The organism is Bacillus sp. SN32 (genome assembly GCF_002837495.1).
GTDB classification, from domain to species: Bacteria; Bacillota; Bacilli; order Bacillales; family Bacillaceae; genus Bacillus; species Bacillus subtilis.
Genome location: NZ_PJCT01000001.1, coordinates 1,023,845 through 1,050,064, shown reverse-complemented (window position 1 = coordinate 1,050,064; position 26,220 = coordinate 1,023,845). Strand labels below are relative to the sequence as shown.

Annotated in this window: 3 protein-coding genes; all 3 read left to right on the top strand. The window is 46.7% G+C overall.

Going from position 1 to position 26,220, the window contains the following annotated elements; translation table 11 throughout:
• Positions 1 to 22: 22 nt before the first annotated feature.
• Genes ppsB through ppsD form a run of 3 tightly spaced genes read left to right on the top strand, consistent with a single transcriptional unit; the run spans position 23 to position 26,215 of the window.
• Positions 23 to 7,705 carry a plipastatin non-ribosomal peptide synthetase PpsB gene (gene ppsB / locus CW370_RS05175; RefSeq protein ID WP_101169516.1) on the top strand — a complete coding sequence of 2,561 codons (7,683 nt, stop codon included), beginning with the start codon at positions 23 to 25 and terminating at the stop codon, positions 7,703 to 7,705.
• A 17-nt stretch (positions 7,706 to 7,722) separates the two neighbouring features.
• A complete protein-coding gene (gene ppsC / locus CW370_RS05170; RefSeq protein WP_101169515.1) occupies positions 7,723 to 15,390 on the top strand; it encodes a plipastatin non-ribosomal peptide synthetase PpsC in 7,668 nt (2,555 codons plus the stop codon).
• 25 nt (positions 15,391 to 15,415) lie between these two features.
• Positions 15,416 to 26,215, top strand: a complete 10,800-nt coding sequence (ppsD, locus tag CW370_RS05165; protein WP_101169514.1) for a plipastatin non-ribosomal peptide synthetase PpsD — start codon at positions 15,416 to 15,418, stop codon at positions 26,213 to 26,215.
• The last annotated feature ends 5 nt before the right edge of the window (positions 26,216 to 26,220 follow it).

The window sequence follows — 26,220 nt, the reverse complement described above, 5'->3', positions numbered from 1 at the left end:
TTTGAAAAGGTGTGTGGAATTGATGGCACAATCGGCACAAATTCAAGATATTTATCCGTTATCGCACATGCAGGAAGGAATGCTGTTTCATTCACTAATGGATTTCAGCTCGAAAGCATATATCGAACAGACCTCGTTTACGATCAAAGGGAATCTATGCGTCGACTCGTTTCAAAAGAGCTTAAACCTTCTTGTTTCTAGATATGATATTTTCAGAACGATTTTCATTAAAGAAGTACCAGATCTTACAGGTCCGCAGCAGGTAGTTCTATCAAACCGTGAATTGACAGTATATAGAGAAGATATTTCTCGCCTGGCTGATCAAGAACAGCAGACGCTGATTGATGCTTTTATGACTAAGGATCGGGAAAAAGGATTTGATTTGCAAAAAGATCCTTTAATGCGTCTTGCCCTTTTTGATAGAGGAGACAGCCAATATACATGTGTCTGGACACATCACCATATCATCATGGATGGGTGGTGTCTCGGCATTATTCTTAAAGAGTTTTTCAGCATGTATGATTCGCTCAAAAATAACTCACCTGTACAGCTTGGCAGCACGGTGCCGTACAGCCGTTATATTGAATGGCTAGGAGAACAAGATCAAGAAGAGACTGCTGCCTACTGGAGCGAATATTTGAAGGAGTACGGCAATACTGCTTCTATTCCCAGAATAAGGCACGGCACGGCAGACGGGGATTATAAAGCCGACCAGGTCAGCTTTTCATTAGCGCCGGATATAGTTGAGAAACTGACAGAGGCTGCCCAAAACTGGGGAGTGACATTAAACACGCTGTTTATGAGTATTTGGGGCGTGCTGCTCCATCGATATAATGCTGCAGATGATGCCGTTTTTGGCTCCGTCATTTCAGGACGCCCGTCAGCGATTGACGGGATTGAATCAATGGTCGGCTTGTTTATCAATACTGTTCCAGTGCGAATCCGATCTGCGGAAGGCATAACGTTTTCTTCGCTGGTCAAAGCCGTGCAGGAGGATATTTTATCATCTGAACAGCATGGGTATTATCCGCTTTATGAGATTCAAAACCATAGTCCATTGAAGCAAGGGTTGATCGATCATATTTTTGTTTTTGAAAATTACCCTGTACAGCTTCATCAGGCATTAAGCGTGGAGAGTGAAAATGACGAAGGCGCTCTGAAGCTGAGTGACATTTCAATGTCGGAACAAACCAATTACGACTTTAATATCGTTATCGTTCCGGGAGAATCATTTTATATCAAATTCAGCTACAACGCAGACGTTTACGAGCGGGAGGAGATGCTGAGGATTCAGGGGCATCTAAAGCAAGCACTGGATTGCATTTTGACAAATCCCGATGTTGCCGTCAGTGACATCAATATCGTGCCGCCGGAGGAGCAACAGGTTATCCAATTGTTTAACGAAACTGAGCGTCCTTATGTGAACAAAACGATACCCCAATTGTTCGAGGAACAAGCTCACAAAACACCTGAAGCTGCTGCATTGAAAATGGGAAACGAATGCTGGACCTATCGCCAGTTACAAGTAAGAGCCAATCAGATTGCGCACGCTCTGATAGAAAAAGGCGTTGGATCTGGAGATATCGTTGCTGTAATGATGGGCCGGTCAATGGAAATGCCTGCAGCTCTGCTTGGGATTTGGAAAGCAGGCGGCGCTTATATGCCGCTTGATCCACATTTTCCAGCAGAACGTCTTTCTTTCCTGCTGAAGGACAGTCAAGCGGCTCAATTGCTGATAGAAGAAGACCTTATTTCCTTGATCCCTCCGTCCTATGAAGGAAATACAATAATGATAGAACATACAGAAAGTTACCAAACAGAAGCTCCAAATATGCCGCCAGGTGACCTAGCCTACTTGATCTATACCTCGGGAACGACGGGGCGCCCTAAAGGGGTTTTAGTTGATCATCACGGTATTGCCAATACATTGCAATGGAGACGGGAAGAGTATGGCATGACCGAACAGGATATATCCCTCCATTTGTTTTCGTACGTGTTTGACGGCTGTGTAACGAGCTTATTTACCCCGCTTTTATCTGGTGCGTGCGTACTGCTGACAACAGATGACGAAGCGAAGGATGTGCTGGCCCTTAAGCGAAAAATAGCCCGTTATAAGGTCAGCCACATGATCATTGTTCCTTCCCTGTACCGGGTGTTATTGGAAGTGATGACTGCTGACGATGCAAAAAGTCTTCGTATTGTGACATTTGCGGGTGAAGCGGTCACGCCTGATCTGCTTGAGTTGAGTCAAATGATTTGTCCTTCTGCTGAACTGGCAAATGAATACGGGCCCACAGAAAACAGTGTGGCAACAACAATATTGCGGCATCTGAATGAAAAAGAGAGGATCACGATCGGACACCCGATCAGAAACACAAAAGTATTTGTTTTGCACGGAAATCAAATGCAGCCGATCGGCGCGGCGGGTGAACTGTGTATTTCCGGCGCGGGTCTTGCGAGAGGATACTACAAACAGCAAGAGCTGACACAGAAAGCATTCTCCGATCATCCATTCCTTGAAGGGGAGCGTTTATACCGAACAGGTGATGCAGGCCGCTTTTTGCCTGATGGAACGATTGAATATATTGGGCGTTTTGATGATCAAGTAAAAATTAGGGGTTACCGTATTGAACTGAGAGAGATTGAAACAGTTCTTCGACAAGCACCGGGGGTAAAGGAAGCCGCGGTACTGGCCCGTGATGTTTCTGCTGAGGAAAAGGAGCTCGTTGCTTATATCGTTCCAGAAAAGGGAAACAGCCTCCCAGATTTGTATCAGCATCTTGCCGGGACATTGCCGTCCTATATGATCCCAGCAAGTATTATCAACATCAGCCGGATGCCATTAACATCCAGCGGCAAGCTTGACAGGTTTGCGCTTCCTGAACCAGAAAACAATACGAGTGTCACATATATGGCGCCCCGAACCTTAATCGAAGCTGATCTCGCACATATTTGGGAAGATGTGCTGAATAAACAGCACATCGGCATTCGTGATGATTTCTTTCAGTTAAGCGGACAGTCCTTAAAAGCGGCCGCACTAGTATCAAGAATACATAAAAAGCTTAATGTCGAGCTGCCGCTCAGTGAGGTGTTTTCATATCCGACGGTTGAAAGCATGGCGGGCAAATTGATGAGCTTAAAAGAACACGCTTTTACACAGATTGAACCTGCGGATCAAAGAGATGTCTATCCGCTGTCTTTCTCGCAAAAACGATTATATGCTCTTCATCAGCTGGCAGATGACAGCACAGGCTACAACATGCCAGCTGTACTTGAATTACGCGGTAATCTGAATCGCCAGCGGTTGAGAAGCGTTCTCACAGAACTAGTGAATCGGCATGAAGCATTACGGACTGTTTTTGTGCTTGACAGAGACGAGCCTGTGCAGATCATTTATCCAGAGATAGCTTTTGATCTAAAAGAGCTTGAAATGGAATCAGAACAAATGCTTGAGTCTGCAATCGAGACCTTTATCAAACCGTTTGATCTATCATCCGGTCCGCTTTTTAGAGCATGTGTCATTACAATGGGCAATAATCGCGGCTTTTTGCTGCTCGATATGCACCATATTATTGCCGACGGTGTCTCGATGAGCACTCTTGTCCAAGAATTTACTGACTTATATTGCGGAAAAGAGCTGCCAGCTTTAAACCTGCATTATAAGGATTTTGCTGTTTGGCAGCAAGAGAAGTACCCGAAAGAGCTATACAAAAAACAGGAGGCCTACTGGCTCGGTCAGCTTGGCGGGAGTCTTCCTACACTAGAATTACCGCTTGATAAAACAAGGCCGCGTCTCCCTGATTTCAGCGGTGGAACAATTGAAGTCAACATTGATAAAGACATGGCTGATGAGCTGCACCGTTTAATGGCTGAAACGGGAACAACATTGTATATGATTCTTCTGGCTGTCTATTCTATTTTGTTATCTAAGCTAAGCGGGCAAGAGGATATTGTTGTCGGTTCGCCTGCTGCCGGAAGACCGCACGCCGATCTGGAGCGCGTCATCGGGATGTTCGTCAATACATTGGCGATGCGCAGCAAGCCCGAGGGCCACAAAACGTTCAGCTCCTATTTGCAGGACATTCGCCACTTGGCTCTGACCGCTTATGAGCATCAGGATTATCCTTTTGAGGAGCTGGCAGATAAGGTCGATACAAATCGAGAGGTAAATCGCAACCCGCTGTTCGATGCGATGCTTGTGCTTCAAAGCAGTGAAGATTTCCGGTTCGAAGTGCCTGGTCTGTCGATTTCGTCTGTCACTCCTAAACATGATATATCCAAATTCGATTTAACATTACACGCTGAGGAGCATCCGAGTGGAATACGCTGCCGTTTTGAATACAGCACTGCTCTTTTTGAAGAAGAAACCATTACGCAGTGGGCATCCTATTTTATTGAATTGGTGAAAGGGGTAACGGCGGATACCGAGATGAGAATTTCGGACATGCAATTGCTTCCTGCTGCAGAGCGTAGGTTGCTCCTTGAAAAAATGGGGCAGTATGCGGCTTATCCGAGAAATGAAAACATAGTAAGCTTATTTGAAAAGCAAGCCGCTCAGTATCCGGAGCATATCGCAGTGGTGTGCGGCCATTCTCAGCTTACGTATCGAGACCTGAATGAAAAAGCCGAGCGGGCAGCTGCTATGCTGATCAAACAAGGGGTCAGAACTGGCGATATCGTCGGTCTGATGCTCGATCGGTCACCTGATATGATCATTGGCATTTTATCGATTTTAAAAGCTGGAGGGGCCTATTTGCCGATTGATCCTGAATATCCCAAGGAGCGTATCAGCTTTATGCTCAATGACAGCGGAGCAAAACTGCTGCTGACAGAGCGCGGTCAAAACAAACCTGCAGACTACATCGGGCAAATTTTGTATATCGATGAATGTGAAAACGACTCAATTCCGGCTGATGTAAACATTCAAGAAATAGTAACGGATCAGCCCGCATACGTGATATACACATCTGGAACGACTGGTCAGCCAAAGGGAGTCATTGTCGAGCACCGCAATGTGATCAGTCTCTTGAAGCATCAAAACCTGCCTTTTGAATTTAACCATGAAGACATCTGGACGTTATTTCATTCTTATTGCTTTGATTTCTCTGTATGGGAGATGTTCGGTGCGTTATTGAACGGAGGTACATTAGTCGTGGTCTCTAAAGAAACAGCCCGTGACCCCTATGCATTCCGTTTATTGTTAAAAAAAGAGCGCGTCACTGTACTCAATCAGACCCCGACTGCTTTTTACGGCTTGATGCTTGAAGATCAAAATCATACAGATCATTTAAGCATCCGCTACGTGATTTTTGGCGGCGAAGCCTTACAGCCCGGATTGCTTCAAAGCTGGAATGAAAAATATCCTCACACCGATTTGATTAATATGTACGGTATTACAGAAACAACGGTCCATGTAACATTCAAAAAATTGTCCGCAGCAGACATTGCAAAAAATAAAAGCAATATCGGACGGCCGCTTTCTACTCTGCAGGCTCATGTGATGGATACCCATATGAACCTGCAGCCGACCGGAGTTCCAGGGGAGCTGTATATAGGCGGTGAAGGTGTGGCACGGGGATATCTCAACAGAGATGAGCTGACCGCTGACCGTTTTGTATCCAATCCTTATCTTCCGGGAGACAGATTATACCGAACAGGAGATCTTGCTAAGCGCCTGTCAAATGGCGAGCTGGAATACTTAGGCCGCATTGATGAGCAGGTGAAAGTCAGAGGGCACCGTATTGAGTTAGGCGAAATCCAAGCGGCGCTTCTTCAGTATCCAATGATTAAAGAGGCGGCTGTCATTACCAGAGCAGACGAGCAAGGGCAAACAGCTATATATGCTTACATGGTGATAAAAGATCAACAGGCTGCGAATATATCAGACATCCGGGCTTACCTAAAAAACGCCTTGCCTGACTTTATGCTGCCTGCCCGTATGATACAAATTGACAGCATCCCGGTGACTGTTAATGGAAAGCTCGATCAGAAAGCCCTGCCAGAACCTGAAAAACACGCTTATACAGCTGATGATATCAATCCTAGAAATGAGATTGAAACGGTCATGGCTGAAATTTGGGAGGAGCTTCTTAATGTGGATGAGCTGGGTGTAAGCGCCAATTTCTTTGAGCTTGGCGGAGACTCTATTAAAGCGCTGCAGGTTTGTGCCAGACTGAAGCAGCGCGGATTTGAAACGACAGTACGTGAGATGTTTGAACATCAGACTCTTGGTGAACTGTCCGCCCGGGTTCGAAAAGACGTACGCGCCATTGACCAAGGTCCGGTCGAAGGCGAGATTACTTGGACACCTATCCAGCAGTGGTTTTTCTCGCAATCTCTGGAAAGCCATCATTTTAACCAGTCCGTTATGATCTACCGGGCTGAACGATTTGATGAGGCTGCGCTTAGAAAAGTACTAAAAAGCCTTGTGACTCATCATGATGCACTGAGAATCGTATGCCGGCATGAAGATGGCAGGCAGGTGCAGATAAACAGAGGGATAGATCTTTTAGATGAGGAGCTATATGCACTTGAACTGTTTGATGTAAAGGATAGCCTAACAGAAGCAGGGAACACGATTGAGGAAGCAGCCAGCCGGATGCAAGAACATATTCGTTTGGAAACCGGCCCCTTACTTCACGCTGGATTGTTTAGAACCGAGAATGGTGACCATTTATTTCTGACGATTCATCACTTAGTTGTTGATGCGGTTTCCTGGCGAATTTTGTTCGAGGATTTTTCAGCTGCTTACAAACAGGCAGTCTCAGGAGAATCTATTAAACTGCCGCAAAAAACAGATTCATATTTAACGTATTCACAAAGAATAGCTGACTACTCTAAAAGCCGCCAGGTGCAGCGCGAAGCAGCGTACTGGGATGAGTGCGAGAACCGTCACATCCAGCCTGTTCCAAAAGACAATGACGCAGCATCTAACACATTCATAGATACAGAAGTGATTGATTTTGAGCTATCTCGCCATCACACAGAATTACTATTAACGGCTGCACATAAAGCTTACAGCACGGAGATGAATGATATCCTTCTGACAGCTTTAGGTCTTGCTTTGCAGAAATGGACGGGAAATAACCAATTTAAAATCAGCATGGAGGGCCATGGAAGGGAATCATATCTTGAGGACATCGATATTAGCAGAACTGTTGGCTGGTTCACCTCCATTTATCCTGTGTGGCTTGATATGAGAGATTCCGATCATAAGGACAAAGAAGAGCGACTGGGCCACCTTATTAAACAGACAAAAGATATGCTGCACCGTATACCGCATAAAGGCGCGGGCTACGGCGTGCTGAAATATATCAGCAAAAGATGGGGCTCAGAGAAAAACAGCCCAGAAATCAGCTTTAATTATTTAGGCCAGTTTGATCAGGATATTCAATCAAATGCCTTTGAGGTGTCTGACATCAAGCCAGGAAATGAGATCAGCCCGAACTGGGAGCGTCCTTATGCACTGGATATCAGCGGCGCCGTTTCTTCGGGGTGCCTGAACATGCACATCATCTATAACAGGCATCAATTTGAGGAAGAAACCATTCAAACATTTGCCGGGCATTTTAAACAGACTCTGGAAAACATCATTAAACATTGTACGAGCAAAGAAAACCGAGAGTGGAGCGCATCTGATTTCACTGATGAAGACTTAACGCTTGATGAATTGAGTGAGATTATGGGAGCCGTCAACAAACTATAGGGAGAGGAGATTCACTGATGCCGCAGCAACCCGAAATACAGGATATATACCCTTTGTCATTTATGCAGGAAGGGATGCTTTTTCACTCATTGTATGATGAACAGTCGAGAGCTTATTTTGAACAGGCTTCTTTTACGATCAATGGACAGCTTGACTTGGAGCGTTTCCAGAAAAGTATGGATGCTGTTTTTGACAGGTACGATATCTTTCGAACAGCATTCATCTATAAAAATGTAGCCAAACCTCGCCAAGTCGTGCTCAAGCAACGTCATTGCCATGTTCATGTTGAAGACATTTCTCATCTCAATGAAAAAGATAAAGAACATTGTACAGAGGCATTCAAAGAGCAGGATAAATCCAAAGGCTTCGATCTCCAAACGGATGTACTGATGAGAATATCTATTTTAAAATGGGCGCCTGATCATTATGTCTGTATCTGGAGCCACCATCATATTTTAATGGATGGCTGGTGTTTAGGCATCGTCATTAAAGACTTTCTCCATATTTATCAAGCGCTTGGAAAGGGGCAGTTTCCTGATTTGCCTCCCGTACAGCCGTACGGGACGTATATTAAATGGCTGATGCAGCAAGATCGTGAAGAAGCAGCTGAGTATTGGAAAAAGAGGCTTCAGCATTTCGAAAAAGCTTCGCCTCTGCCTAAAAGAACAGATCAAATGTCGGATGGGACATTACAGCAGATCACGTTTACCATTCCTGAAAAAGAAACCTCCGAACTACAGAAAATCGCTGCAGCATGTGGTGCGACACTTAACACTGTGTTCCAAGCTTTATGGGGAATCATGCTCCAAAAGTTCAATCGTCGCGACGATGCCGTATTCGGATCAGTTATATCAGGCAGACCTTCTGAGCTAAAAGATGTGGAAAACATGGTCGGACTTTTTATCAATACCATTCCTATTCGAGTCCAAAGTGATTTTCTGTCTTTTTCTGACCTAGTCAGCAGAATGCAAAAGGACATGACTGAGGCAGAAGCTTATAGTTACTTTCCCTTATATGATATTCAGGCGCAGAGCGCTCTTAAACAAGAGCTGATCGATCATATTATCGTCTTTGAAAATACACCTACTCAACAAGAGATTGAAGAGCTGAATCAAGCTGGATCATTTGATTTCTCCGTGAAAGATTTTGAGATGGAAGAGGTAACTAATTATAGATGCAGTGTCAAAGTGATCCCAGGGCGTACTTTGTACGTTCGGATTCATTTTCATACAGGCGCTTATCAACCAAATATGATGTCTGAGATAAAAGATTATTTACAGCACATGATCTCTGACGTCATCTCTGATCCATCTCTTCCTGTGTCAAAGATGACATTGCTAGATGAGGACAAAACACGGAAAATCGTTTCTCAAAATAACAGGACAGTATCTGTTTCACCTGAAGCCCCAACCCTGCATGGGCTGTTTGAACGACAGGCGGCAGTCACACCGGAGCGGCCGGCTATCCGATTTTCCGGCGGTTCGCTGACATACGCTGAGCTTGATATGTACGCCAGCCGGCTGGCTGCGCACCTTGCAGCACGCGGCGTCACAAACGAAAGTATCGTCGGTGTCCTGTCTGAACGCTCACCTGACATGCTGATCGCTGTCCTTGCTGTCTTGAAGGCTGGAGGGGCCTATTTGCCGCTTGACCCTGCGTATCCAAAGGAGCGGCTGAGCTACATGTTGAAAGACAGCGGGGCATCACTCTTGCTGACACAGCCGGGATGCTCCGCACCGAACTTTTCTGGCGAAATGCTTGAAGTGGACATGACATCTCTTGCAGGCGAAAAAGCAGAAAACCATGAGTTTACTCCTGCTGACGGCGGTTCTCTCGCCTATGTCATCTATACATCGGGCTCTACCGGGCAGCCGAAAGGAGTGGCCGTTGAGCACCGCCAGGCTGTTTCCTTTCTGACCGGCATGCAGCACCAGTTTCCACTTTCGGAAGATGACATTGTCATGGTGAAAACCTCTTTTTCCTTTGATGCGTCTGTGTGGCAGCTGTTTTGGTGGACTCTTTCCGGTGCTTCGGCGTATCTGCTTCCGCCCGGCTGGGAAAAAGACCCCGCGTTGATCGTACAAGCCATTCATCAGGAAAAAGTGACAACGGCTCATTTTATTCCGGCTATGCTGAACAGCTTTCTCGATCAAGCGGAAATCGAAAGGCTGCGTGACGGGACAAGCTTGAAGCGTGTATTCGCCGGAGGTGAACCGCTTGCGCCCCGTACGGCAGCCCGTTTTGCTTCTGTATTGCCGCATGTATCATTAATCCATGGCTATGGGCCGACAGAAGCAACGGTAGACGCGGCATTTTACGTATTGGATCCAGAACGGGACAGAGACCGTTTGCGGATTCCAATTGGGAAGCCCGTACCTGGTGCGCGTTTGTATGTTTTAGATCCGCATTTAGCCGTACAGCCTTCCGCTGTCGCCGGCGAACTGTACATTGCCGGAGCGGGTGTTGCCAGAGGTTATTTGAATCGGCCGGCATTAACGGAGGAGCGTTTTCTTGAAGACCCGTTTTACCCGGGGGAACGCATGTACAAAACCGGGGATGTCGCACGCTGGCTCCCTGACGGGAATATTGAATTCCTCGGGCGTACGGATGATCAGGTGAAAATCCGCGGCTACCGGATTGAGCCGGGAGAGATTGAAGCGGCACTAAGAAGCATAGAAGGCGTAAGGGAGGCGGCCGTTACCGTACGGACAGACAGCGGCGAGCCGGAATTATGCGCTTATGTAGAAGGGCTCCAAAGAAACGAAATCCGAGCGCAGCTTGAGAGACTGTTGCCGGGCTACATGGTCCCAGCCTATATGATAGAGATGGAACAGTGGCCGGTTACGCCAAGCGGAAAGCTCGACCGAAACGCCCTGCCAGCTCCTGACGGAGCGGCAGATGCGGAGACCTACACGGCGCCGAGAAACGTGACTGAGATGAAGCTTTCTCAGCTATGGGAGGACGTGCTGAAAAATGGCCCTGTCGGGATTCACGACAACTTTTTTGACCGCGGGGGGCATTCCTTAAAAGCAACAGCGCTTGTCTCACGGATCGCCAAAGAATTCGATGTACAGGTGCCGCTAAAAGATGTGTTTGCCCATCCGACGGTAGAAGGACTGGCTACCGTTATCCGTGAAGGAACAGACAGTCCATATGAAGCGATTAAGCCCGCTGAAAAACAGGAAACCTATCCGGTTTCCTCTGCCCAAAAGCGGATTTATGTCCTTCAGCAGCTGGAGGACGGAGGGACAGGCTACAATATGCCGGCTGTGTTAGAGCTCGAAGGGAAGCTCAACCCTGAAAGGATGGACAGAGCTTTCAAAGAGCTGATCAAGTGCCATGAGTCGCTTCGGACCTCCTTCGAACAGGACGCAGGAGGCGATCCGGTGCAGCGCATCCATGACGAGGTGCCGTTTACGTTACAGACTACAGTTCTCGGCGCACGAACCGAACAGGAGGCAGCAGCTGCATTTATCAAACCGTTTGATCTCAGCCAAGCGCCGCTGTTCCGTGCCCAAATCGTAAAGGTATCAGATGTGCGGCACCTGTTGCTGGTTGATATGCATCACATCATTTCAGACGGTGTTTCTGTCAACATTCTGATTCGGGAATTCGGCGAGCTGTACAATAATCGGAAGCTTCCGGCACTGCGCATTCAATATAAAGATTATGCCGTATGGCAAGAAGGATTCAAAACAGGAGACGCGTACAAAACGCAGGGGGCGTACTGGCTGAAGCAGCTCGAGGGCGAGCTGCCTGTGCTGGATCTTCCGGCTGATCATGCCCGCCCGCCGGTGCGAAGCTTCGCTGGTGACAAGGTCTCATTTACGCTGGATCAAGAGGTTGCATCAGACCTTCACAAGCTGGCACGAGAAAACGGAAGCACACTGTACATGGTGCTCCTTGCGGCTTACACCGCGTTCTTGTCACGCTTAAGCGGACAGGAGGATATCATCGTCGGCTCGCCAATTGCCGGCCGTCCGCACAAGGATCTTGAGCCGATACTCGGCATGTTTGTGAACACGCTGGCGCTTCGGACACGCCCGGAGGGCGGGAAGCCATTCGTACAGTATTTGCAGGAAGTGCGTGAGAAAGCATTGGAAGCCTTTGAGCACCAAGATTACCCGTTCGAAGAGCTTGTTGATAAGCTTGAATTGACACGGGATATGAGCAGAAATCCGCTGTTTGACGTAATGTTTGTTCTTCAAAACATGGATCAGGAATCGTTGGAGCTGGATGAACTTTGTCTCAAACCTGCAGCAAACAATGGGCATCAAACGTCCAAATTTGATTTAACCCTATATGCCCAGGAACAGCTCCACGGTTTGCTGACGTTCCAAATGGAGTTTAGTACTGACTTATATAAGAAAAAAACGATAGAAAAGTGGCTTCAATACTTCATCAATATGTTACTCTCCATCATCAAAGACAACAAAGCCGCTCTCGGAACAATAAATATCCTGAATGAGGATGAGACCCATTACCTTATCCACGAGCTCAATCGTACAAAAATAGATTATCCAAGAAATGAAACCATCAGCAGACTCTTTGAAATGCAGGCTGAACAAACGCCTAATGCTGTAGCAATTGTCAGCGACACCCAAGTATTTACTTACGAGGACCTGAACAGCTGGGCAAATCAAATTGCCTCAGTTCTACAGATTAAGGGCGTAGGGCCTGATAGTGTTGTAGCCTTGTTGACAGGCAGAACACCAGAACTCATTGCAGGAATGCTGGGCATTCTAAAAGCCGGGGGAGCCTATCTGCCTATTGCTTCTGATCTGCCTGTTGAACGAATAGCTTATATGCTGTCAGACAGCGGGGCGGCATTACTCCTTCAATCTGAAAAAACAGAAAAACAACTATTAGACATTGAATGTGAACAAATCATAATCGAAGATATTCAAAAGCAAGGAAAAACGAAGAACGTTGATTCTTCAGCAGGGCCACATTCACTCGCATATATCATTTATACTTCTGGATCAACCGGTAAACCAAAGGGTGTCATGATTGAGCAGCGAAGTGTAATTCGTCTTGTTAAAAACAGCAATTATATTACATTTACACCTGAAGACCGCCTTCTGATGACATCATCAATCGGTTTCGACGTTGGGTCATTTGAAATTTTTGGACCGCTGCTAAATGGTGCCGTTTTGCATCTGTCCGATCAACAAACATTTCTCGATTCCCATCAGCTTAAGAGGTACATAGAACATCAAGGAATCACAACGATTTGGCTGACATCTTCTCTATTCAATCATTTGACAGAGCAAAATGAACAAACATTTTCACAGCTGAAACATTTGATTATTGGCGGAGAAGCTGTGTCGCCGAGCCACGTCAATCGAATCAGAAATGTCTGCCCTGAAGTATCTATATGGAATGGATATGGCCCTACCGAAAATACAACTTTTTCGACATGCCTTCACATTCAAAAAACATATGAACTTTCCATTCCGATCGGGCGGCCGGTTGGTAATTCCACCGCTTTTATCTTAAATCAATGGGGAGTGCTGCAGCCGGTCGGAGCTGTCGGTGAACTTTGTGTCGGCGGAGATGGCGTCGCCAGAGGATATTTGGGCCGTCCTGATTTAACGAAAGAGAAATTTGTCCCACATCCATTTGCACCTGGCGATCGACTGTATCGCACAGGTGATCTGGCACGCTGGCTTCCTGATGGCACAATTGAGTACGTTGGCCGTATTGATGATCAAGTAAAAGTCAGAGGCTATCGTGTGGAGCTGGGTGAGATCGAATCAGCACTTCGTCAAATAGACGGGGTCAAAGAAGCCGCAGTGTTAGCACGTACAGCCCAGACCGGGAGCAAAGAGCTGTTTGGCTATATCAGCGTAAAAGCAGGCACGAATGCTGAACAAGTGCGTTCACTTCTCGCGCGTTCGCTGCCAAACTATATGATCCCGGCGTACATTATTGAAATGGAGACTCTTCCGCTCACATCAAACGGCAAATTGAACCGAAAAGCACTTCCTGAACCAAATTTCACATCTAAACAAACGTACGCTCCGCCTCGAAATGACCTTGAAGACCAACTTGTGTTGATCTGGCAGGAGGTTCTCGGCATCCAGAGGATCGGAATAGAGGATTCGTTTTTTGAATTGGGCGGAGATTCAATCAAAGCGCTTCAAGTTTCTGCACGCCTTGGGCGCTATGGGCTAAGCTTGCAGGTAAGTGATTTATTCCGTCATCCAAAGATAAAGGACTTATCACCATTTATCTGTAAGTCAGAGAGAATCATAGAGCAAGGACCCGTTCAGGGAGACGTTCCTTGGACGCCTGTTCAGCAATGGTTTTTTTCACAAGATATTGAAGAAAGACACCATTTCAATCAGTCTGTCATGCTATTCCATTCTGGACGTTTGTCTGAAAACGCCCTTAGACCAGCCTTGAAAAAACTGGCGGAGCATCATGATGCGCTTCGGATGGTTTATCGCAACGATGGCAGGCGATGGATTCAAATCAACCAAGGCATTCATGAGTCACAGCTATACAGCTTAAGAACCTCTGATCTTTCACAGTCAGAAAGCGGCTGGGAGACGCAAATCAAACAAGAAGTTGCAGATCTTCAGCAAAGCATCAATTTGCAGGAAGGACCATTGTTGCACGCCGCTTTGTTTAAAACACTGACCGGAGATTACTTGTTCCTTGCGATCCATCACCTTGTCGTTGATGGTGTCTCATGGCGGATTTTGCTGGAGGATTTGTCAGCAGGATATCAACAAGCTGCTGCAGGCCAGACGATCCAGCTTCCGCCTAAAACTGATTCCTATCAGGAATACGCAAGACGCATACAGGAATATGCCCAAAGCAGTAAGCTGATTCGCGAAGAGGCGTATTGGCGAAGTGTAGAAGAACAACAAGCCGCAGAACTGCCATATGAAATACCGCATCATCTGAACATCGACTCCAGCAAAAGGGACTCATTAAGCTTTTCACTGACTGAAGCAGACACCGCCGTCTTGCTGCAAAACGTCAATTACGCCTATGGCACAGATACACAAGATATTCTGTTAACCGCAGCATCCTTGGCGATTTGTGAATGGACAGGAGGAAGCAAGCTCCGTATCGCTATGGAAGGACACGGGAGAGAACACATTCTGCCAGAGTTAGATATCAGCAGGACGGTCGGCTGGTTTACATCCATGTATCCGGCCCTCATAAGCTTTGAAAATCATAGGGATGAGCTCGGAACCGCAGTAAAAACCGTTAAAGATACACTGGGCCGGATACCAAACAAAGGGGTAGGTTACGGTATGCTGGAATACCTTACACACCCTGAAAATAAAAGCATTACGTTTTCAAAAACACCTGAAATCAGCTTTAACTATTTGGGCCAGTTCAACGACATCGAAAGACAGGACACCTTCCGCCCATCAAGCCTTGGTAGCGGAAAGGATATCACTCATACATGGAAGCGCGAGCAAATTATCGAGATGAGCGCAATGGCAGCAGACAAAAAGCTCCATTTCAATCTTAGTTATCCGCCAGCCCGCTTTCACAGAAACACAATGGAGCAGCTTATTAACAGGATTGAACACTTTTTGCTGGACATTATGAAACACTGCGCCGGTCAACAGAAAGCAGAAAAGACACTGAGCGATTTCAGCAGTCAATCATTAACGGCAGAGGACTTGGACAGCATATCCAGCTTGGTGGAAGAATTGTAGAAAATCGTGACAGGGAGACATGAACATGACAAAAGCGAATTCAATTCAGGATATTTATCCGCTGTCTTACATGCAGGAAGGGATGCTTTTCCATTCCCTCCTGCAAAAAGATTCACAGGCGTATGTTGAGCAAGCTTCTTTTACAATAGAAGGAAAAGTCAACCCGCAGTTTTTTCAAAACAGCATCAACGCTCTTGTAGAAAGACATGATATTTTCAGAACGATTTTTATCAGCCAAAATGTTTCCTCTCCCCAGCAGGTTGTTCTGAGAGAACGAAATGTCATCGTACTGGAAGAAAACATTACTCATTTAAACGAGGCGGAGCAATCACAGTTTATCGAGCAATGGAAAGAAAAGGACCGGGACCAGGGGTTTCATTTGCAAAAGGATGTGCTCATGCGCATCGCTGTGATTCAAACAGGAGAGAGCCAGTACTCTTGCATTTGGACCTTTCATCATATCATGATGGACGGTTGGTGCCTCAGCATTGTGCTAAAGGAGTTTCTGCATATTTACGCATCTTATGTAAATGCATCCCCAATAACATTGGAGCCGGTCCAGCCATACGGAAAGTATATCAAATGGCTGATGGAGCAAGACAAAGAGCAGGCAGTTTCTTATTGGGACCATTATCTTTCCGGCCACGAACAGCAAACCGTGCTCCCGAAGCAGAAAAAAACAAAGGGAAAAAGCAGGCAGGAACACGTTACATTTTCATTCTCTAAGGAAGAAAGCAGCAGGCTTTCAGAGCTTGCTGCTAGAGAAGAAGTGACACTCAGTACGATTTTTCATACCATTTGGGGCATTCTGCTGCAAAAATATAATAATAACGATGACGCCGTATTCGGTTCCGTCATTTCAGGAAGGCCTGCGGAAATCGAAGGCATTGAACATATGGTAGGTCTTTTCATTAATACGATGCCGGTTCGGGTGCAGGGGGCAAAAACGCCATTTCTTCAACTTATAAAAGATATGCAAAAAGACCGTCTTGCTGCTGAAGCGTACAGCTACCACCCTTTATATGAGATTCAATCCCGCTCAGCTGTTAAACAAGGGCTGATTGATCATATTCTCGTATTTGAAAACTATCCGGTGCAGCAAGAGATTCAAATGCTGAACAAACAGGAACATGCTTCTGATCTTTTTCAGATTCATAATTTCACTGTCGCAGATGAAACCAACTACAGCTTTTATCTTATGGTGGCGCCAGGGGAAGAAATTCATATCAAAATGAACTATGATGCGGAGCAGCACGATCGGTCTTTTGTGCTCTCTGTCAAAGAGCATCTTCTGAATGCTGTATCGCAAATCTTAAATAATCCGAATCTTCCACCTGAAGAAATCGATATCACGACAGATACTGAAAAGCGGCAGCTGATTGGAGAAATCACAGATCGAACACCAGTTTACGAAACCATCCATGCCATGTTTGAAAAGCAAGCGGAAAAGACACCAGATGCTCATGCTGTAATTGATCAAGCCTGCTCATTAACATACAGAGAACTGAATAAAGCGGCTAACAGATTGGCACGGCATTTACGAATGAAAGGCGTTGTGAGACAGGAACCCGTTGCGATTATGATGGAACGCTCTGCGGCGTTTATCACCGGCGTTCTTGGAATCTTAAAGGCAGGCGGCGCCATTGTTCCGGTTGATCCGCATTACCCGGCTGACAGAATCCGTTATATTCTGCATGATTGCGGCTGTTCGCATGTTGTTTCACAAGCGCACCTTTCCTCATCGTTAGAAGACAATTACATTATCACTCATCCAGAAGATATCGAAAGCAAAGTAGACGGCAGTAACATAAAGTCAGTCAACAATGCTGACGATCTGCTGTATATGATTTATACATCAGGCACAACAGGTAAACCAAAGGGTGTTCAATTTGAGCATCGAAACATGGCTAACTTGCTGAAGTTCGAATATACTCACTCCGGCATTGACTTTGAAGCAGATGTTCTGCAATTTGCTACACCTTCCTTCGACGTCTGCTATCAAGAAATATTTTCTGCGCTTCTGAAAGGCGGCACACTCCACATCGTGCCAGAAGCCATAAAAAGAGATGTGCCTCAGCTGTTTGCATTTATAAACAAGCATCAGACGAATATTGTGTTTCTCCCAACTGCTTTTATCAAAATGATTTTCAGCGAGCGAGAACTTGCGAACTCGTTTCCTGATGGCGTCAAACACCTGATCGCAGCCGGGGAACAATTAATGATTTCAGACCTTTTCCAAGATGTGTTGCGTGAACGCGGCATACACCTGCACAATCATTACGGACCTTCAGAAACTCATGTGGTATCTACGTATACCATTCATCCTGGAGACCCTATTCCTGAGCTTCCGCCAATCGGTAAACCGATAGGCTGTACTGATCTATATATTTTGAATCATCAAAAACAGCTTCAGCCATGCGGCGTACCAGGCGAACTCTATATTTCCGGCGCAAGTGTTGCCAGAGGATATGTCAATCACGATAAACTGACAAGCGACAAATTTTCATCCGATCCATTCAAGCCTGGTGTGATCATGTACCGGACAGGTGATTTGGCCAGACGGCTTGAAGACGGCAACATCGAATATATCGGACGGGCAGACAATCAAGTGAAAATCAGAGGTTATCGAATTGAGCCGCAAGAAATCGAAGTCACGTTAATGAATCACCCGGACATTAGTGAGGCTGCCATTCTCATCTGGCAAGATCAAAACGGTGAACATGAATTATGCGCTTACTATTGCAGTGTACAAAAGCTGAACGCAATAGATTTACGCAGTTATATGGCTAGTGAGCTCCCAGAATACATGATTCCGGCGAAATGGATATGGGTTGACAGCATACCTCTTACCCCAAATGGAAAAGTAGATCGCGCAGCACTTCCGGGGCCAGATGCTTCAATCAGCGGAAACCCATATACTGCCCCTCGAAATCTGTTAGAGGCAAAGCTTTCACAACTATTTGAAGATGTACTGAATAATGGCCATATAGGCATCCAAGACAACTTTTTTGACCATGGCGGCCACTCGTTAAAAGCAACAGTGCTTATGTCACGGATCGCAAAGGAATTCCATGTGCAAGTTTCGCTTAAGGACATCTTTGCTCATCCGACTGTTGAAGGATTAGCTTCAATCATTCGAGAGGCAGAACAAAATCCGTATGCAGCAATTGAACCAGCAGAAGAAAGGGGTACATATCCTGTATCTTCGGCCCAAAAACGAATGTATGTGCTTCAACAGCTTGATGAGGGTGTCGCCTATAACATGCCTGCGGTCTTAGAACTGGAAGGTGCACTGGATGTCGCCAAACTGTCTGCTGTATGTAAAGAACTGATCAGTCGGCATGAGCCGCTTCGAACTTCCTTTGTATCCGGAGCCGATGACGAGCCGGTTCAGCGTATCCACACCGAAGTGCCGTTTACGTTAAGTAAAGAGACCACTATCGAGGGATTTGTCCGTCCCTTTGATCTCAGCCAGGCACCATTATTTAGAGCAGGCCTTATAGAAGTGTCAAACGAAAAGCATGTATTGCTGGTCGATATGCACCATATCATTTCAGATGGCGTATCCGTTCAGCTCCTAATCCGAGAATTTACCGATCTTTATGCAAACCGGCAGCTTAAGCCATTGCGGATCCAATATAAAGATTACGCCGTATGGCAACAGAAATTTAAAAAGGGAGACTCGTACCAAAAGCAGGAGACTTACTGGCAGCAGCAGTTTAGCGGGGACCTTCCTATACTGGAGCTTCCAACAGATAAACGACGTCCGGCAGAACGGCAATTCATAGGCGGAAAAGTAACCTTTCAATTGGACAAAGAGATCACGGCCCGCATAAAGCGGCTCGCCCATAAAAACAGAAGCACGCTTTATATGACGCTTCTCGCTTTGTATTCAGCCTTTTTGTCTCGGTTAAGCGGTCAGGATGATATCGTGATTGGTTCACCTATCGCCGGGCGGCCCCATGCCGACCTTGAAGCTGTTCTTGGGATGTTCGTCAATACATTGGCTCTCCGCACACGCCCGGCGGGTAATAAGACATTTGAGGAATTTCTAAAAGAAGTCAGACAGACGGCACTAGAAGCGTATGAGCATCAGGATTACCCGTTTGAAGAGCTTGTGGACAAACTCGGTGTGCAGCGGGAAATGAGCCGGAATCCTTTGTTTGACACAACGCTAGTCCTTCAGAATATGGAACAGCAAAAGCTAAAAATGAATGATGTACAGCTTCAGTGGAACGACTTGGAGCATCCAATATCAAAATTTGATATTTCCCTATACGTTACAGAGCATGATTCCGAGCTTTTCTGTCAGTTTGAATACAGTACAGCTTTGTTTGAGAAAGAAACCATCCAAAGGTGGGCCAGCCTTTTCACCACGCTTGTGGAACATACGGCTGCCAGCCCTGAAACAGAATTGGACGATATTCCAATCTTAACAAAAGAAGAAGAGAGAGATTTCATTGAATCATGCCATCCGTATGAGGAGACGGGCTATTCAATGAATCAAACGCTCCACTATGCACTCGAACAGCAGGCAGCAAAAACGCCTGATCAGGCGGCCGTTATCTTCGAAGATGGAGTGATGACCTATAAAGAATTGAACGAACAGGCTAACCGTATCGCCTGGGAGCTAATTGGACGGGGGGTAAAACCCGAAACGACTGTTGCCATTATAGGAAAGCGTTCACCTGAAATGCTGCTTGGCATTTATGGCATTCTTAAAGCTGGCGGCGCTTATCTGCCCATCGACCCGGATTATCCGGAAGAACGAATCAGCTTTCTGCTGGAGGACAGCGGTACAAACATTCTCCTGCTTCAGTCTGCCAGCCTTCATATTCCGGCATTTACAGGAGAGATTGTCTATCTCAATCAGACAAATAGCGGACTGGCACATCGTTTGTCCAATCCGAATGTGGATGTTCTCCCGCAATCTTTAGCCTATGTCATCTATACATCCGGCTCTACCGGGATGCCTAAGGGTGTTGAAATTGAACATCGATCAGCGGTGAATTTTTTGAATTCCCTACAGTCCCGCTATCAGCTAAAGCATTCAGATATGATTATGCACAAAACATCATATTCATTCGATGCTTCAATATGGGAGCTGTTTTGGTGGCCTTATGCCGGAGCTTCTGTTTATCTGCTTCCTCAGGGAGGCGAAAAAGAACCTGAAGTGATCGCGAAGGCCATAGAAGAACAAAAGATCACAGCTATGCATTTTGTGCCTTCAATGCTCCATGCATTTTTAGAACATATAAAATATCGCTCTGTACCGATTAAGACAAACAGACTCAAGCGAGTGTTTTCTGGGGGAGAACAGCTGGGGACCCATCTTGTCTCCCGATTTTACGAGTTGCTTCCAAATGTTTCAATAACCAATTCCTATGGGCCAACGGAAGCAACCGTAGAAGCTGCATTCTTTGATTGTCCGCCGCATGAAAAACTTGAACGGATCCCAATTGGAAAACCTGTTCATCATGTCAGATTATATATCCTGAATCAGAATCAGCGGATGCTGCCTGCTAGATGTATCGGCGAACTGTACATTGCCGGAGCGGGTGTTGCCAGAGGTTATTTGAATCGGCCGGCATTAACGGAGGAGCGTTTTCTTGAAGACCCGTTTTACCCGGGGGAACGCATGTACAAAACAGGAGACGTGGCGCGCTGGCTCCCTGACGGGAATATTGAATTCCTGGGACGGTTGGATGATCAGGTAAAAATTCGCGGCTACCGGATTGAGCCGGGAGAGATTGAAGCGGCACTAGGAAGCATAGAAGGCGTAAGGGAGGCGGCCGTTACCGTACGGACAGACAGCGGCGAGCCGGAATTATGCGCTTATGTAGAAGGGCTCCAAAGAAACGAAATCCGAGCGCAGCTTGAGAGACTGTTGCCGGGCTACATGGTCCCAGCCTATATGATAGAGATGGAACAGTGGCCGGTTACGCCAAGCGGAAAGCTCGACCGAAACGCCCTGCCAGCTCCTGACGGAGCGGCAGATGCGGAGACCTACACAGCGCCGAGAAACGTGACTGAGATGAAGCTTTCTCAGCTGTGGGAGGACGTGCTGAAAAATGGCCCTGTCGGGATTCACGACAACTTTTTTGACCGCGGGGGACATTCCTTAAAAGCAACGGCGCTTGTCTCACGGATCTCAAAAGAATTCGATGTACAGGTGCCGCTAAAAGAGGTGTTTGCCCATCCGACAGTAGAAGGGCTGGCTACCGTTATCCGTGAAGGAACGGACAGTCCATATGAAGCGATTAAGCCCGCTGAAAAACAGGAAACCTATCCGGTTTCCTCTGCCCAAAAGCGGATTTATGTCCTTCAGCAGCTGGAGGACGGAGGGACAGGCTACAATATGCCGGCTGTGTTAGAGCTCGAAGGAAAGCTCAACCCTGAAAGGATGGACAGAGCTTTCAAAGAACTGATCAAGCGCCACGAGTCGCTTCGGACCTCCTTCGAACAGGACGCAGGAGGCGATCCGGTGCAGCGCATCCATGACGAGGTGCCGTTTACGTTACAGACTACAGTTCTCGGCGAACGAACCGAACAGGAGGCCGCAGCCGCATTTATCAAACCGTTTGATCTCAGCCAAGCGCCGCTGTTCCGTGCCCAAATCGTAAAGGTATCAGATGAGCGGCACCTGTTGCTGGTTGATATGCATCACATCATTTCAGACGGTGTTTCCGTCAACATTCTGATTCGGGAATTCGGCGAGCTGTACAATAATCGGAAGCTTCCGGCACTGCGCATTCAATATAAAGACTATGCCGTATGGCAAGAAGGATTCAAAACAGGAGACGCGTACAAAACGCAAGAGGCGTACTGGCTGAAGCAGCTCGAGGGCGAGCTGCCTGTGCTGGATCTTCCGGCTGATCATGTCCGCCCGCCTGTGCTAAGCTTCGCGGGTGACAAGGTCTCATTTACGCTGGAACAAGAGGTTACATCAGGCCTTCACAAGCTGGCACGAGAAAACGGAAGCACACTGTACATGGTGCTTCTTGCGGCTTACACCGCGTTCTTGTCACGCTTAAGCGGACAGGAAGATATCATCGTCGGCTCGCCAATTGCCGGCCGGCCGCACAAGGATCTTGAGCCGATACTCGGCATGTTTGTGAACACGCTCGCGCTTCGGACGCGCCCGGAGGGCGGGAAGCCGTTTGTACAGTACTTGCAGGAAGTGCGTGAGACAGCATTGGAAGCCTTTGAGCATCAGGATTACCCATTCGAAGAGCTTGTCGATAAGCTTGAATTGACACGAGATATGAGCCGAAATCCAGTGTTTGATGCGATGTTAGTTGTTCAAAATAATGATTACGAGCCATTGGATCTTCATGATTTGCAAATGAAGCCGGCACAAGTTTCTCATCTCGTTTCTAAATTCGATTTGACACTACAGGCATCTGAGGGCGACGGAAACATTCATTTCCTTTTTGAATATTCAACCGCATTGTTCGAGAAAACCACCATTGAACGCTGGGCATCGCATTTAACAAATGTACTTAGCATCATCGGCAAAAACCCGGAGGTGACACTCAACCATATCGACATCCTGACCCAAGAAGAGCGGCACCAGCTGCTTAATGAGTTTAACACCAGGCAAGCGAATCAATACGGAGTTCAAACAATCAGTCAATTGTTTGAGCAGCAAGCTGCACGAACACCAAAAGCTTCTGCACTTGTCAGCGGAGACAAAACACTGACGTATCAAGAGTTGGACGAGTGGTCCAATGGAATCGCACGTGCATTGCGCAGCCGAGGTGTTAAGCCGGACACACCAGTAGGCATCATGATGCATCGTTCGTTCAGCATGATAGCAGCCATACTTGGCGTGTGGAAAGCCGGAGGCTGTTACGTTCCCATTGATCCTGAATACCCGACAGAACGGAAACGCTATATCCTCAGCGACAGCGGAACGAAACTGCTGATGACAATAAATGAAGCGGATCGGGGAGTACTTGCTGACTTTAAAGGAGAGATCTTGACGATAGAAAGCGTAGAGGCAGACGACAAATCGCCGCTGCCGCAAATGTCGTCTGCCCATCATTTGGCTTATATCATTTATACTTCTGGAACGACGGGCCGTCCAAAAGGGGTAATGGTCGAGCATAAAGGTATTGCCAACACTCTTCAGTGGCGGCGAAACGCTTATGCATTCAACGAGACAGATACCATTCTGCAGCTCTTTTCTTTCTCATTTGACGGCTTTATAACTAGTATGTTTACACCGCTTTTGTCAGGTGCAAAAGCCGTTTTGCTTCATGAAGAGGAAGCGAAGGATATTCTGGCCATTAAGCATCAGCTGTCTCGTCAACGGATTACACATATGATTATTGTGCCTGTTTTATATCGAGCGCTTTTGGACGTAGTGCAGCTGGAAGATGTAAAGACGCTTAGAGTCGTCACACTGGCGGGAGAAGCGGCTGACCGCGAATTGATCGACCTCAGCTTAGCTATATGTCCGCATACCGAACTCGCCAACGAATATGGACCGACAGAAAACAGCGTGGCGACTACCGTCATGAGGCATATGGAAAAGCAGGCATACGTAAGCATCGGCCAGCCGATTGACGGGACTCAAGTGCTGATTTTAAATAGCAATCATCAGCTTCAGCCAATCGGTGTTGCGGGAGAGCTTTGTATAGCAGGAACAGGGCTTGCAAGAGGGTACGTTAATCTTCCAGAACTGACAGAGAGAGCATTCACGCAGAATCCATTTAAACCCGAAGCACGAATGTACCGAACAGGAGACGCCGCCAGATGGATGGCCGACGGTACACTCGAATATCTCGGAAGAATCGATGATCAAGTCAAAATCAGAGGATACCGTGTAGAAACGAAAGAAATTGAATCGGTCATCCGGTGTATAAATGGTGTAAAAGACGCCGCAGTAGTTGCTCATGTAACAGCGTCAGGACAAACCGAATTAAGTGCTTATGTGGTGACAAAACCAGAGTTGAGCACAAATGCTGTACGCTCAGAATTACAAAACAAGCTGCCGGTGTTTATGCACCCTGCGTTTATTGAAAAACTGGACTCACTTCCATTGTCACCAAACGGCAAGCTGGATCGCGGAGCACTTCCAAGACCTGTACACAATCGCGAAGGTGAACGTCCATTCCTCCCGCCAGCCAGCAAAATGGAACAAATACTGGCAGATATATGGAAGGATGTACTGGGTGCAGAAAAAATCGGAACAGCTGATTCGTTCTTTGAGCTTGGAGGAGATTCGATCAAAGCGTTACAGGTATCTGCGCGGCTTCACCGGATAGGCAAGCAAATGGCAGTGAAAGATTTGTTTAGCCATCCGACCATTCAAGAATTGGCAGCTTATATCCGAGATTCAGATACAAGTTCCAGCCAAGCTGCGGTTGAGGGAGACGTACAATGGTCGCCTGTTCAAAAATGGTTTCTTTCTCAAGATATAAGAGAAAAACACCATTTTAATCAGTCCGTAATGCTGCATCGAAGCACCTCTGTACAAGAAGACGCACTGAGAAAAACGTTAAAAGCAATAACGTGTCATCATGATGCGCTGCGAATGGTGTTTACACAGAATGAACAAGGAAAGTGGGATCAATATAATCGGCCGCTCAGTCATTCGGACGACGCGTTGTACGGCCTTCAGATGATTGATTTATGCACTGATGGAAATAGAGCGTATGAGCCTATTATCAAACGCCATGTACTTGATATTCAGCAGAAAATGGATTTGAAGAATGGTCCGCTGCTGCAAGCCGGTCTTTTCCACACAATTGACGGTGATTTCTTATTTTTATCGGCTCATCACCTCGTCGTTGACGGCATCTCATGGCGGGTTCTGCTTGAAGATTTGGCTTTAGGGTATCGCCAAGCTGCTGGCGGGGAGGATATCAAACTGCCGCCTAAAACAAGCTCGTTTAAAGCGTATGCGAAAAAGCTCTCTGACTACGCTGAAAGCCAGCAGCTAATGAAACAGCTCAAGTATTGGCGCGAAGCCGAAGAGTATCAAACAGAGGCATTGCCTTTTGATCACATCGATGGAACTAGAGCACACGAGGGACAACGGTCCACGATTTCGTTTACCTTAAACGAGAAAGAGACAGCAGCACTCTTAAAAGACGCCAACAGCGCATACAACACTGATACGCAGGACATGCTGCTCGCTTCTGTCATTCTTGCGCTGCGCCATTGGACCAATCAATCCGCCTTCAAACTATCATTAGAGGGCCACGGGCGAGAGGATGTATTAGAAGGAATAGATGTGAGCCGGACGGTTGGATGGTTTACCGCCATTTATCCGTTATTGGTTAAATTGAACGCAGACTTGCCAGTTTCGGAAGAATACATGGTTCATGTGCTAAAAACAACAAAAGATACACTGAGACGTGTACCTGACAAAGGATTCGGCTACGGTGTCATCAAATATTTGACTCCGCCTGGCAAAAAAGACATCAATTTCACAGGTGCACCAGAAATCAGCTTTAATTATCTTGGTCAATTTGAAAGCGGCCGCACAGCTGAAGTACCTGAGGAGGACGCCTTCTCATTCTCTCCGCTGGGTGCCGGAGGTGATATCAGCACAACATGGAACCGTGAACAGTCGCTGGATATCAGCGCAATCGCTGCAGAAGGAAAATTGACTGTCAATATGACTTATGACAATGCCCGCTTTCAGCGCAAAACCATCGAACAGCTTAGCGAAACATGCCGTCAATTTTTATTACAGCTGATCGAACACTGCCAGAACAAAAGAGAAACAGAAAAGACGATCAGCGATTATGATGATCAAGAACTGACCGAGGACGCGCTGCAAGAGATCGCTGATATGCTCAGTTTTCACTAATGAAT